This window comes from Streptomyces jeddahensis (genome assembly GCF_001642995.1).
Taxonomy (GTDB): Bacteria; Actinomycetota; Actinomycetes; order Streptomycetales; family Streptomycetaceae; genus Streptomyces; species Streptomyces jeddahensis.
The window spans coordinates 130,489-142,850 of record NZ_LOHS01000089.1 but is presented as its reverse complement, the minus strand read 5'-3'; the positions used below and the strand labels follow the sequence as shown (position 1 = coordinate 142,850).

Sequence of the window (12,362 nt, the reverse complement as noted above, 5' to 3'; positions counted from 1 at the left end):
GCGCCTGAACCGACGTCATTGCTTCCCAAGACAAGGAGAGTTCGTGAACCCGCTCAGATCCCGCCCCGCCCTGGTCGCTCTCGGGGCCACCGCGCTGCTCGCGGCGACCACGGCCGTCCCGTCCGCCGCCGCGACGCCAACCAGGTCCGCTGCGGCACCCGGGGCGGTCGCCCTCGACTGGTACGACACCACGGCGGAGACCATCGCGGCCGCGGGCGCCACCACCCAGGTCACCAACAGCCGCACCTGGGCGATCAGCTGGCTCGCCGCAGCACGCGCCACCCGCGCCGTGCCGCCCGGCGTCGACCGCGGCGACTACCAGGCCGCGGCACTCGCCTCCGCCGTGCACGACGGGCTGGTCGCTCTCGCCCCGGCCCGTACCGAACAACTGGACGCTGCGCTGCAGCAGACCCTGGACGCGATTCCCGACGGTGAGTCGGAGGACAAGGGCGTGGCCGCCGGAGCCCGCCAGGCAGCGCTGGCCCTGAAGTCCCGCGAGGGCGACGGCCTCGACCCCGCATCGGTCAACGCGCCCTACCCGGTGCCGGCCCCCGCACCCGGCGAATGGCAGCCCACGCCGCCGGCGTACGCGCCGGCCACCCAGTACGGCAACCGGCTCGCCAAGCCGTTCGCGCTGACCAGCGCCGACCAGTACCGGCTGCCCGCGCCCCCGTCCCTCGACTCCCGGCGCTACAAGACCGACCTGGCCGAGGTCCGCACCTACGGCGCCCAGGACAGCACCAGGCGCACCGCCCACCAGACCGAGACCGCCGACTTCTGGCTCGGTTCCTCGCTCGCCCTGTACACGGAGCCGCTGCGGGTGGCGGTGGACCGGGCGCCACGCTCGGACGCCGAGCGGGCCGAGCTGGTCGCACTGTTCCACGTCGCGCTCGTCGACACCCAGATAGCGACGTCCGACAGCAAGTACGCGTACACACGCTGGCGGCCCGTCACCGCGATACGAACCGGCTCGATCGCCCAGGACCCGGACTGGACGCCGCTGCACACCACACCCGCCCACCCCGACTATCCGAGCGGGCACACCACCTACTCGGGTGCGGCCGAGGGCGTGCTCAACGCGCTGGCCGGACCGAGCACCGCGCCCTTCGAGCTGACCAGCCCCACCGCTCTCGGCGTGACCCGCACCTACACGAGCTGGCACGAGCTCACCGCCGAGAACGTCGACGCCCGGGTCTACTCCGGGATCCACACCCGTTCGGCGGACGAGGCCGGCGTCACGCTCGGCAGAAACGTCGCCGGGCAGACGCTGCGCACCGCGGACCGGCTGCTGAGAGCGCTCTGAGGAGGTGGGGAGCCCGGGGGCTGAAGGCGAGTCCCCCGAGAGTCCCCGGGGGACCCTCGGCCCTCTGTCCCGCACAGGCTCCGAGGGGACCGCTCAGCTCCGGGGCTTCAGGATCTCCGACAGCTCGTACCGGACCGGCTCCTCCAGCTGCGCATACGTGCAGCTCTCGGGGGTCCGGTCCGGGCGCCAGCGGCGGAACCGCGCCGTGTGCCGGAAGCGGGCCCCGGCCTCCATATGGTCGTACGCCACCTCGCACACCCGCTCCGGCCGCAGCGGCACCCACGACAGGTCCTTCTTGCCCGACCAGCGGCTGGGGGCGCCCGGCAGCCTGGCCGTCTCGTGGGCGGCCTCGTCCGCCCAGGCCGCCCACGGGTGGCCTTCCGGGGAATCCATGCGCAGCGGCTCCAGCTCCTCGACGAGCTGCGCGCGCTGCTTCATGGGGAAGGCGGCGCTGACCCCGACGTGCTGGAGGGCGCCCTGGCCGTCGTACAGCCCGAGGAGCAGCGAACCCACCACGGGACCGCTCTTGTGGAAGCGGTATCCCGCGACGACGCAGTCCGCGGTCCGCTCGTGCTTGATCTTGAACATGAGGCGTTCATCCGGGCGGTAGCGCAGGTCGAGGGGCTTGGCGATCACGCCGTCGAGGCCCGCGCCCTCGTACTCCTCGAACCATCGCTGTGCGATCTCGATGTCGGTGGTCGCCGGGGCGAGGTGGACGGGCGCCGTGACGCCGGAGAGTGCTCTCACCAGGCGCTCCCGGCGCTCGGCCAGCCCGGTGTCGAGCAGCGACTCGTCGTCGATCGCCAGCAGGTCGAAGGCCACGAACGACGCCGGGGTACGCTCCGCCAGCGTCCGTACACGTGACTGCGCGGGATGGATGCGCTCGGTGAGTGCGTCGAAGTCGAGGTGGTCGCCGAGGGCGATCACGATCTCGCCGTCCATCACGCACCGCTCCGGCAGCCGCTCCCGCATGGCCTCCACGAGCTCCGGAAAGTAGCGGGTCAGCGGCTTGCCGGTACGGCTGTCCAGCTCGATCTCGTCCCCGTCACGGAAGACGATCGCACGGAACCCGTCCCACTTCGCCTCGTAGTGCATGCCCGGAGGGATCTTCGCCACGAGCTTGGCGAGCATCGGCAGGACGGGGCGCTTCACCGGGAGGTCCATGGTTCGATTCTGGGGCCTTCGGCGACGCTATGTCCTGTCTCATCGGGTATGCGAAGCGTTGTTCGGGCGCCTACCGTGGCACCCATGGCGGGAGATGCGGTGGAGCTCGAGGCGGGGCAGCGGAAGGTACGCCTGTCCAGCCCAGGCAAGATCTTCTTTCCGGAGCGGGGCTTCACCAAGCTGGACCTCGCCCGCTACTACCAGGCGGTCGGCCCCGGCATTCTGCGCGCCCTGCGCGACCGCCCCACCACCCTGGAGCGCTACCCGGACGGGGTGACCGGCGAGTCCTTCTTCCAGAAACGGGCGCCGAAGAACATGCCCGACTGGATCCCGACCGCCCACATCACCTTCCCCAGCGGTCGCAGCGCGGACGAGATGTGCCCCACCGAGGAGGCCGCCGTACTGTGGGCCGCGCAGTACGGCACGCTCACCTTCCACCCGTGGCCGGTCCGCCGTACGGACGTCGACCGTCCCGACGAGCTCCGCCTCGACCTCGATCCGCAGCCCGGTACCGACTACGCCGACGCCGTGCGAGCTGCCCACGAACTGCGCGCCGTCCTCGACGAGTCCGGGCTGCGCGGCTGGCCCAAGACGTCCGGCGGCCGGGGCCTGCACGTGTTCGTGCCGATCGAGCCACGCTGGACGTTCACCGAGGTACGGCGCGCCGCCATCGCCTGCGGCCGCGAGCTCGAGCGGCGCATGCCCGGCCGGGTGACGACGGCCTGGTGGAAGGAGGAACGCGGGGAGAAGGTGTTCCTGGACTACAACCAGACGGCGCGCGATCGCACCATCGCGTCCGCCTACTCGGTCCGTCCCCGCCCGAACGCGCCGGTCTCCGCACCCCTGCGCTGGGACGAGATCGACGACGCCGTGCCGCAGGACTTCGACCTGGCCACGATGCCTGCGCGCTTCGCCGACGTCGGGGATGTGCACGCGGACATGGACGACCATGCGTACCGCCTCGACGCACTGCTGGAGCTCGCCGACCGCATGGAGCGCGAACAGGGTCTCGGCGACATGCCGTACCCGCCGGACCACCCCAAGGTGCCGGGTGAACCGAAGCGGGTGCAGCCGAGCCGGGCCAGGCGCGAGGACGCGTCCTCGTAGACCCGGAGGACGCGACGCCATGGCGGACGCGACCTCGCGGACGTGGCACTCATGGAGGCAGGAGCAACGCGACTGCTCACAAGGAGGGCATCATGCTCACCACCCGCTACGTCACGGGCTCACCGAACTGGCTCGATGTCGGCACACGCGACATCGAGGGTGCCCAGGCCTTCTACGGCGGCCTGTTCGGCTGGGAGTTCCGGTCGGCAGGGCCGGAGGCCGGCGGGTACGGCATGTTCCAGCTGCACGGGAAGACCGTCGCGGGCGGCATGGCCATCACCGAGGACCAGGGCCCGCCGTCCTGGACCCTGTACTTCCAGAGTCCCGATGCCGACGCCACCGCAAAAGCCGTGGAGCAGAACGGCGGCGCCGTACTGATGGAGCCGATGGACGTCTTCGACCAGGGGCGCATGGCGATGTTCGGTGATCCCGCGGGTGTCGCCTTCGGCTGCTGGCAGCCGGGCGCCAACAAGGGCCTGGACCTGGTCGGCGATCAGGGCACTCTGTGCTGGACCGAGCTCTACACCCCGGATACCGCCGCAGCCACCGAGTTCTACGGCTCGGTGTTCGGCTGGGGAACCTTCGACGTGCCGTTCCCGGGTGGCACGTACACGACGGTCCATCCCGCGGGTACGGGCGAGCAGGGCATGTTCGGGGGCGTGCTGCCGCTGGCGGCCGACCCGGTCGAGTGCGAGGCCGGGGCGTACTGGCTGCCGTACTTCGAGGTGGCCGACACCGACGCGAGCGCTGCCAGGGCACGGGAGCTGGGCGGCACGGTGCGGGTGGAGCCCAGGGACATGGAGAGCGTGGGCCGCCTCGCGAAACTCACGGATCCGTACGGCGCGCGCTTCGCCGTGATCAAGAGCACGCACCCGCACGGCTGAGCCGGGCCGTCACCCGGCCGCCCCGGAGGCTGTGCGGCGGCGGCAGCCGGTGCCGCCGCCGCACACGCGGTCCGGCGCGCCGCCGTGCGCGACACCCGGGGCGGGGTCAGGATTCCCTCTGGCGCCTCCAAGGCTCCTCGAGACGCAACGCGTTGATGAATCGTTGATCGCTTGTTTCGCCCGGTCCGGCACGATCGCCCGCATGCAGATCGACACGAGCCGACAGGACCTCGCCTGGCAGGAGCAGGCGCTGTGCGCGCAGACCGGAGGCGACTTCTTCTTTCCCGAACCCGGGAGTTCCGTACGAGAGGCGAAACGCATCTGCCGGCTGTGCGAGACCCGTGCGGAGTGTCTCGAATACGCGCTCGACAACGACGAACGCTTCGGCGTCTGGGGTGGCCTCTCGGAGAAGGAGCGGCAGCGTCTGCGCCGCATCAGGGGCGGCGGCTGAACGCCGCGGCGGCGGCGCCCGGCCTCAGCCCGCCGCGCGCGCCGCCATCCGCGCCTTGCGGGCCGCCAGCTTCTCGTCGAACTTCCGGGCCTCGCTGTCCAGTCCGTTCAGGTACAGACCGAGCTCCTCCTGGGCCCGCATGCCATCGGGCCCGAGGCCGTCGATCTCCATGACCTTCAGGAAGCGCAGCACGGGCTGCAGCACGTCGTCGTGGTGGATGCGAAGGTTGTAGACCTCGCCGATCGCCATCTGTGCAGCGGCGCGCTCGAAGCCGGGCATGCCGTGGCCGGGCATACGGAAGTTGACCACGACGTCGCGCACCGCCTGCATGGTGAGATCGGGCGCGAGCTCGAAGGCGGCCTTCAGCAGGTTGCGGTAGAAGACCATGTGCAGGTTCTCGTCGGTCGCGATGCGCGCCAGCATCCGGTCGCACACAGGATCACCCGACTGGTGGCCCGTGTTGCGGTGCGAGATACGCGTGGCCAGCTCCTGGAAGGCGACGTACGCGACCGAATGGAGCATCGAGTGACGGTTGTCGGACTCGAAGCCCTCGCTCATGTGCGCCATGCGGAACTGCTCCAGCTTGTCCGGGTCCACGGCGCGCGAGGCGAGCAGGTAGTCGCGCATCACGATGCCGTGCCGGCCCTCCTCGGCGGTCCAGCGGTGCACCCAGGTACCCCACGCGCCGTCGCGGCCGAAGAGCGTCGCGATCTCGTGGTGGTAGCTCGGCAGGTTGTCCTCCGTCAGGAGGTTGACGACCAGTGCGATACGGCCGATCTCGGTGACCTTCGACTGCTCCTTGTCCCAGGCCTCGCCGTCCTCGAACAAGCCGGGGAAGTTGCGGCCGTCCGACCAGGGCACATACTCGTGCGGCATCCAGTCCTTGGCCACCTTCAGATGGCGGTTGAGTTCGTTCTCGACCACTTCCTCCAGGGCGTACAGCAACCGGGCGTCGGTCCAGGTGTCCATGCTGCCGAGATGGGGGGTGGTGATCGTCACGGGGCCTCCAGGGGGACGGGAGTTCTGGCGGGGGGACGGCACCTACGGCGTCGTAGGCTACGAAACCGTAGGTTACGTACCCGTAGGTTAAGCGCTCCGTAAAGGGCGTCCACCAGCGGGGGTACCCAATAGGTCCAAGTGGTCCCCCCAAACGCCGCCTGAGCAGCGAGTACAGGCATCCGCGACCCGTAACTCCTCAGCGGTACAGCTCTCGGAGCCGTACCGAGAGACAGGTCACACAGCCTTCGAGCTTCTCGAACTCACTGATATCGACCGGGACCGGTTCGTATCCCAAGTCCGCGAACAGCTCGGCGGTCTTCGGTGCGCTCGCGGCCATCAGCAGCTTCCCGCCGCCGAGCAGCACCACATGCGCCCCCGACTCCTCCGGGACCGGCAGGAAGCGCGGAAACAGCGACGGGTTGTCCACGAGCGGCTCGTGTCCGATGACCGTGCCGTCGGGCAGCGCCGTCACCGCCGACTTGAGGTGGAGCACCTTGCTCACGGGTACGGCCACCACGCGCGCTCCGAGCGGCTCGAAGACCGCCCGCAACTGCTGCACACCGGCCGCGTTGGTGCGCCCGCCACGTCCGACGTACACGGTGTCGCCGATCTTGAGGATGTCACCGCCGTCCAGCGTGCCCGGCTCCCACACCCAATTGACCGAGCAGCCGAGCCGCGCCACCGCCTCCTCCACACCGGCCGTCTCCGCACGGCGCGACTCGGCGCCCGGGCGGGTGATCAGCGCGACGTTGCGGAAGGCGACCACCGTGTCTTCGACGAAGACCGAGTCCGGACAGTCGTCGGCCGGCTCCACCTCGAGGGTCTCCCAGCCGTGCGCCCGCAGGGCCTCGGTGTACGCCTCCCACTGCGCGAGCGCGAGCCCGGCGTCGACCGGCTCCCGCTCGATATGCGTGACGATCCCTTCGGCGAGGCGCGGGCTGGGTCGCCGGACGAGGGCCTTCTGGCTGGGCACGTGCGGTTCTCCGTCTCGGATGGGCGCGCCGGAGCTCGGGCGGGGCCCGACGCGGGGGCTGTCCGGGCACATCATGCAGCGGCTTCCCGGACGACGACAGTCCCCCTCCGCCGCCGGAGTGGCGACGCTCGTACTCGGCCGCGACCGGCCATACCTGCCGTTCAGTACCGGCCACACCTGCCGTTCCGTACCGGCCACACTGCCGTTCCGTACCGGACACGCTTTCGAGGAGCGGGCGGTCCTGACAGGCCAGCCTCGACGCCCGATACTCAAGTCCGCATTAGCGCCAACGAGTTGGAGGATCATCATGAGACGCACGGGCAGCGGTGTCCGCAAGGCATGTGTCGTGACGGGATGCGTGGCCGCGCTGGCCGTCGGGCCGTCCAGCGCGCTCGCGACCCCCGGCACCGGAGTGTCCGGCACGATCCTGGCCACCGGGACCTCGGCGGGCACGCTGAAGATCGAGCCCCCCAAGGGGCGTGCGGACGTGGTCGTCCGCACCATCACGATCGAGCCGGGCGGATCCACCGGATGGCACTACCACCTCGGTCAGCTCATCGCCGTCGTCAAGTCCGGCACCCTCACCCGCACCATGGACGACTGCTCCGTCGAGTCGAGCACCGCCGGTACCGCTTTCATCGAGCCGTCCGGTCCCGGCCATGTCCACATAGGCCGCAATCTCGGTACGGAGCCGGTCGTCCTCTACGTGACCTACCTCCTCCCCAAAGGCAGCCCGCTCTCGGTCGACGCGGACGCGCCTCAGTGCGCGCAGGCGCAGGCGGGGTGACCTGCGGGCGGCATCTCACTGTGGTGCGCACCGCAGGCCCCCAGGCACCCGCACCTCACTCGTTACTCGTTCTGGTCGGGATATCCGGCGGCCTCCTCCGCCGTGATCTCCCGTAGTTCTCCGTCCAGCAGCAGCCGGCGCGTGATGCCGATCGAGTCCAGGAACGGCAGGTCGTGACTGGCCACGATCAGCGCTCCCTCGTACGACTCCAAGGCCGTCGTCAGCTGTCGGACGCTCGCCATGTCCAGGTTGTTCGTAGGCTCGTCGAGCATCAGGAGCTGGGGTGCGGGCTCCGCCAGCATCAGCGCGGCGAGTGCCGCGCGGAAGCGCTCTCCGCCCGAGAGCGTCGCCGCCAGCTGGTCGGCCCGCGCCCCCTTGAACAGGAAGCGGGCCAGACGCGCCCTGATCCGGTTGTTCGTGGCCTCGGGCGCGAAGCGAGCCACGTTCTCGGCGACGGTGAGCTCCTCGTCGAGCACGTCGAGCCGCTGCGGCAGAAAGCGCAGCGGCACGTGCGCCATGGCGTCGCCCGCCGCCGGGTCCAGCTCTCCGGCGATCGTGCGCAGCAGGGTCGTCTTGCCCGCGCCGTTGCGGCCGATCAACGCGATCCGCTCGGGACCGCGCAGCTCGAACCCGCCGCTCACCCGCGCGCCGTACCTCAGCTCCAGCTCGTGCAGCGTCAGCACCGTGCGGCCGGGCGGGACCGCGGTGTACGGCAGGTCGATGCGGATCTCGTCGTCGTCCCGCACGGCCTCCACCGCCTCGTCGAGGCGCTCCTTCGCCTCGGCGAGCCTCTCCTCGTGCATGATGCGGTGCTTCCCGGCGGACACCTGGGCGGCCCTCTTGCGCGCGCCCATGACGATCTTGGGCTCGCGCTTCTGGTCCCACATCTTCTGGCCGTACCGCTTTCTGTGGGCCAATTTGACCTGGGCCTCGACCAGTTCGCGCTTCTGGCGGCGCAGATCGGTCTCGGCGGCCCGCACCATGCGTTCGGCCGCCTCCTGCTCCGCGGAGAGCGCCTTCTCGTACGCGGAGAAGCTCCCTCCGTACCAGGTGATCTCTCCCCCATGCAGATCGGCGATCTGGTCGACCATGTCGAGGAGTTCACGGTCGTGGCTGACCACGACCATGACGCCCGACCAGGCCGCCACCGTGGCGTAAAGCCGCCTGCGCGCCCACAGGTCGAGATTGTTGGTGGGCTCGTCCAGGAGCAGCACGTCGGGGCGGCGCAGCAGCAGGGCGGCCAGACGCAGCAGGACCGACTCGCCGCCGGAGACCTCACCGATGGTGCGGTCGAGGCCGATATGGCCGAGCCCGAGCCCGTCGAGCGTCGCGACGGCGCGTTCTTCGACGTCCCAGTCGTCGCCGACGGCCGTGAAGTGCTCATCCCGCACGTCGCCCGACTCGATGGCGTGCAGCGCGGCGCGCGTGCCGGCGATGCCCAGGACCTCGTCGACGCGCAGCGCGGTGTCGAGCGTGACGTTCTGTGGAAGGTAGCCGACCTCGCCCGCCACGCGGACGGTGCCGTCCGTCGGGGTGAGTTCGCCCGCGATCAGCTTCAGCAGGGTTGATTTTCCGGACCCGTTGAGCCCGATGAGGCCGGTCCTGCCCGGGCCGAAGGCGACCTGCAGATCGTCGAACACGCTGGTCCCGTCCGGCCAGCCGAAGGAGAGGGACGTGCAGGTGATGGATGTGGGGGATGTGGACATACGGGCCTCCGCGGTTGCTGGGAGCGGTGGCCGGGCGGGGCGATCGCCTTGGACCGGACGCGCACAGGGCGAGCGGTCGCGAACGCGGTCCCGGCCACCGGTACATGTGGTCAGGGGCAACGCGTTCGGGACACCGCGGTGGCGGGGCGACGTGCGGCGGATGATCAACCTGAGGTGGAAGGCCGTCAGGCAGAGTGCCGTCAGGCGGAAACCGGGGGTTGCTCGAGGCCGGAGGACGCGGGGGAGAGGCCCGCGCCGGAGGACGGCTCGTACGCCGAGGTCGCACGCTGTGCACACAGCGACAAGGGGCTGTGTGACACGGTGTCCCAGGACCTCAGAGGAGCAACGTCCTTCTCCGATCGACGGCAACAGAAGCGCTCCGAACGGTACGAGGCCGCCTGATCGTCGTCAAACGCATTTACGGCGAGCAGCGGGCCGAGCTCGGGCCGAGGCCCGCCTTAAGCGATGGGCCGGGGGTGACGCGGCCGGGTGGCGGCCGGGAGGCGGCTTCAGCAGGCGCCGCCCATCAGCTCGGCGAGATCGTGGTCGAGGCCGAGATGGAGGTGCTCCTCACCCGTGGGAACGAGCGCGACGGTGCGCGCGAGGAAGCGGCGCAGCTCTCCCGTGCGGACATGGACGATCGCGATGCCCTCACGGGCGTGGAACTCCAGGACCGTGCGGTCATAGCCGTACGGCCGCACCTGCACGTCGCCCTGGCCCGCCGGTCGCTCGATGCCGGCGCTGAGCAGTTCGCGTGCGAACGTCCAGCAGACCTCGACGCCTTCCAGGGTGGCCGGTGCCGGGAAGGTCATCCGTACGGCGAAGGGGTCGCGCCTGTCGTAGTGCAGGAGCGCCGGGATGGTCGGCATGCGCGGCACGGCCGCGACGAGGCGGGCCTCTACGGCTTGTTCGATGACGATGGACAACGCCTGCTCCCTGGTGACGGCTGACGGAAGGCTGGGCCGATGGCGCCGGACTCTTCAATAGACGGCAGAACGAGCGAATGCGTGCATGCCCCGGCCGAGTGACCTCTGTCACCCGCTTCAATCCCCCTCCTCCGGCGCGGTGACAGACGTCACGGAGGCCCGTCCGGCGTGGCCTCGCCCGGCCGTCTCCGGTGCAGGGCGCCACCGGCCGGCCGCGGGGCGGTGCTCCACGCGCGCGTACCTCTCCGCACGAGGGTTGACCTGGACGGCCCCACGGCCGACGCCCGGTACGAGGTCATCTGCGGTGCGGCAGTGCAGAAGTCATGCTTGCCTGATTCGGGGGCCGTTGTCACAGAGTGAGGAGCACTACCATGCCACGCGGCTCTAGCCCCAAACGGGAACGCCAGTATGAGCACATCAAGGAGAGCCGGCTCGAGAGCGGTGAGAGCAAGCAGCGCGCCGAGGAGATCGCCGCGAGAACGGTGAACAAGGAGCGGGCCCGTCAGGGCGAGTCGAAGACCGCGAGCCGCACCTCGACCGAGGACATGTCGTCCGGCCGCCGCGGCGGCCTCCGCTCCGGCCGGGGAACGCAGGGTCCGACTTACGACCAGCTGTACCAAGAGGCCAAGAGCCGCAACATCGAAGGCCGTTCGAAGATGAACAAGGACCAGCTGTCCCGCGCCCTGGGCCGTTGACCGCGCCCACGAAGGGCCGGGACGGCGCGCCGCCTCGGCCCTTCGCCCGTCAGCCGGGCAGCTGCTGCCGGTGGGCGGCCAGCTCGGGCGCCGTCTTCGTCGCGATGAACTCCGTGATCCGGTAGGCGCACACGCCCGCCACGACGAACGGGTCGGTCGCCGTGATCTTCTCGATCTCCGCCCGGTCGTCGCCGACGGCGAGGATGACGCCGCCGTCCCGGGGGATCTTGCGGCCGGACGCGAGGAAAGCGCCGGACGCGTAGTGCTTCTCGAGCCACTCGACATGCGCCGGCAGGAAGGCGTCGACGGCTTCGAGAGGCGCGGTGTAGGTCAGTTCCAGTACGAACATGATCGCGATCGTACTCGTCGGCCCCTTACCCTCGACGGCACCATGAGAACAGCGAGCATCCTCGGGGACTGGCCCACCACCGAAGCGCAAGCCCGGGCGATCCAGGACGAGTTGAGGACCCGAGTGGTGCTCGACGAGCCCGGGCCGGAGCCGGGCACCGGGCACGTCACGGGGGTCGACGTCGCGTACGACGACGAGCGGGACCTCGTCGCGGCCGCGGCCGTGGTCCTGGACGCGGCGACCCTGGAGCTCGTCGAGGAGGCGACCGCCGTCGGCCGGATCTCCTTCCCGTACGTCCCCGGGCTGCTCGCCTTCCGTGAAATCCCCACCGTGCTGGCCGCCCTCGACACGCTCGGCGCCGACCCCGGAACGGTCGTCTGCGACGGTTACGGCCGCGCGCATCCGCGCCGCTTCGGGCTGGCCAGCCACCTCGGCGTCCTCACCGGCCTGCCGTCGATCGGCGTCGCCAAGAACCCGTTCACGTTCTCGTACGAGGAGCCGGGCGCATCGCGCGGCTCCTTCTCGCCCCTCCTCGCGGGCGACGAGGAGGTCGGCAGAGCGCTGCGCACCCGGGACGGCGTCAAGCCGGTCTTCGTCTCCGTCGGACACCGCGTCAGCCTGGACACCGCATGCGCCCACACGCTGCGTCTTACGCCGCGCTACCGCATTCCGGAGTCCACGCGGCGCGCGGACGCCCTGTGCCGCCGGGCCCTGCGTGAGGCGGCCGCGTCGGGGCGCGCCGACTGAGTATCCGTACGGATGTCCGTTGTGTATGTGTGCGGATCTCCTCGGCCGCCGCGGACGACAGGCTGTGCAGCATGACTTCGCACCGCGCCCCGAAGCCCGCCGCCGCACCTGTCCACCCGCTCGAGCGCACCGTGACCGCCGCTCTGGTCCTCGCGGTGATCGCCGCACTGGCCTGGATCGGCGGGATGATCTACACGCTCATGTCGTGGTGACACCGGCCTGCGCGGCCATGTCGGGGTGATCCGGAAACGGTCGCCGGGTGGTCCGGCCC

14 protein-coding genes are annotated in these 12,362 nt (G+C 70.5%); 8 read left to right on the top strand and 6 right to left on the bottom strand.

All coding sequences use genetic code 11. The features are described from left to right. Positions 1 to 43: 43 nt before the first annotated feature. Positions 44 to 1,303: a vanadium-dependent haloperoxidase gene (locus STSP_RS20695; protein ID WP_067280114.1), complete on the top strand. Its 1,260-nt coding sequence runs from the start codon at positions 44 to 46 to the stop codon at positions 1,301 to 1,303. A 93-nt stretch (positions 1,304 to 1,396) separates the two neighbouring features. On the opposite strand, the gene STSP_RS20690 is transcribed toward STSP_RS20695, so the two are convergent. Beyond that, a complete protein-coding gene (locus STSP_RS20690) occupies positions 1,397 to 2,467 on the bottom strand; it encodes an ATP-dependent DNA ligase (RefSeq protein WP_067280111.1) in 1,071 nt (356 codons plus the stop codon). An 84-nt stretch (positions 2,468 to 2,551) separates the two neighbouring features. On the opposite strand from STSP_RS20690, the gene ligD reads away from it, so the two are divergent. The 3 genes from ligD to STSP_RS20675 all read left to right on the top strand — a co-directional run bounded on the left by ligD (position 2,552) and on the right by STSP_RS20675 (position 4,909). Continuing rightward, entirely contained in the window at positions 2,552 to 3,574 is a 1,023-nt protein-coding gene (gene ligD, locus STSP_RS20685; protein WP_067280109.1) for a non-homologous end-joining DNA ligase, read from the top strand. A gap of 92 nt (positions 3,575 to 3,666) precedes the next feature. Continuing rightward, positions 3,667 to 4,458 (top strand): VOC family protein, encoded by a 792-nt coding sequence (locus STSP_RS20680; RefSeq protein WP_067280107.1) that lies wholly within the window; start codon positions 3,667 to 3,669, stop codon positions 4,456 to 4,458. A 202-nt stretch (positions 4,459 to 4,660) separates the two neighbouring features. Beyond that, positions 4,661 to 4,909, top strand: coding sequence for a WhiB family transcriptional regulator (locus tag STSP_RS20675; protein WP_198547395.1), 249 nt, complete (start codon positions 4,661 to 4,663; stop codon positions 4,907 to 4,909). Between the two features lie 24 nt (positions 4,910 to 4,933). Here STSP_RS20675 and STSP_RS20670 read toward each other — a convergent pair whose 3' ends face one another. Together STSP_RS20670 and ddaH are read right to left on the bottom strand one after the other, a co-directional pair. Continuing rightward, positions 4,934 to 5,908, bottom strand: coding sequence for an acyl-ACP desaturase (locus tag STSP_RS20670; protein ID WP_067280103.1), 975 nt, complete (start codon positions 5,906 to 5,908; stop codon positions 4,934 to 4,936). 196 nt (positions 5,909 to 6,104) lie between these two features. Beyond that, on the bottom strand, positions 6,105 to 6,881 hold the full coding sequence (gene ddaH, locus STSP_RS20665; protein WP_067280101.1) for a dimethylargininase: 777 nt from the start codon (positions 6,879 to 6,881) through the stop codon (positions 6,105 to 6,107). Positions 6,882 to 7,188: 307 nt separating this feature from the next. On the opposite strand from ddaH, the gene STSP_RS20660 reads away from it, so the two are divergent. Next, positions 7,189 to 7,668: a cupin domain-containing protein gene (locus STSP_RS20660; protein ID WP_067280099.1), complete on the top strand. Its 480-nt coding sequence runs from the start codon at positions 7,189 to 7,191 to the stop codon at positions 7,666 to 7,668. Between the two features lie 62 nt (positions 7,669 to 7,730). Here STSP_RS20660 and STSP_RS20655 read toward each other — a convergent pair whose 3' ends face one another. Beyond that, positions 7,731 to 9,374, bottom strand: a complete 1,644-nt coding sequence (locus STSP_RS20655; protein ID WP_067280096.1) for an ABC-F family ATP-binding cassette domain-containing protein — start codon at positions 9,372 to 9,374, stop codon at positions 7,731 to 7,733. A 509-nt stretch (positions 9,375 to 9,883) separates the two neighbouring features. After that, on the bottom strand, positions 9,884 to 10,300 hold the full coding sequence (ssgD, locus tag STSP_RS20650) for a spore wall synthesis regulator SsgD (RefSeq protein ID WP_067280095.1): 417 nt from the start codon (positions 10,298 to 10,300) through the stop codon (positions 9,884 to 9,886). A 371-nt stretch (positions 10,301 to 10,671) separates the two neighbouring features. On the opposite strand from ssgD, the gene STSP_RS20645 reads away from it, so the two are divergent. Beyond that, on the top strand, positions 10,672 to 10,995 hold the full coding sequence (locus STSP_RS20645; protein WP_067280093.1) for a plasmid stabilization protein: 324 nt from the start codon (positions 10,672 to 10,674) through the stop codon (positions 10,993 to 10,995). A 49-nt stretch (positions 10,996 to 11,044) separates the two neighbouring features. On the opposite strand, the gene STSP_RS20640 is transcribed toward STSP_RS20645, so the two are convergent. Continuing rightward, on the bottom strand, positions 11,045 to 11,344 hold the full coding sequence (locus tag STSP_RS20640; protein WP_067280088.1) for a YciI family protein: 300 nt from the start codon (positions 11,342 to 11,344) through the stop codon (positions 11,045 to 11,047). A gap of 42 nt (positions 11,345 to 11,386) precedes the next feature. Here STSP_RS20640 and STSP_RS20635 point away from each other — a divergent pair, with 42 nt between their 5' ends. Continuing rightward, positions 11,387 to 12,091 carry an endonuclease V gene (locus STSP_RS20635; RefSeq protein WP_067280086.1) on the top strand — a complete coding sequence of 235 codons (705 nt, stop codon included), beginning with the start codon at positions 11,387 to 11,389 and terminating at the stop codon, positions 12,089 to 12,091. Positions 12,092 to 12,162: 71 nt separating this feature from the next. Further along, a complete protein-coding gene (gene mmpA / locus STSP_RS39720) occupies positions 12,163 to 12,303 on the top strand; it encodes a morphogenic membrane protein MmpA (protein ID WP_198547394.1) in 141 nt (46 codons plus the stop codon). Positions 12,304 to 12,362 lie beyond the last annotated feature (59 nt).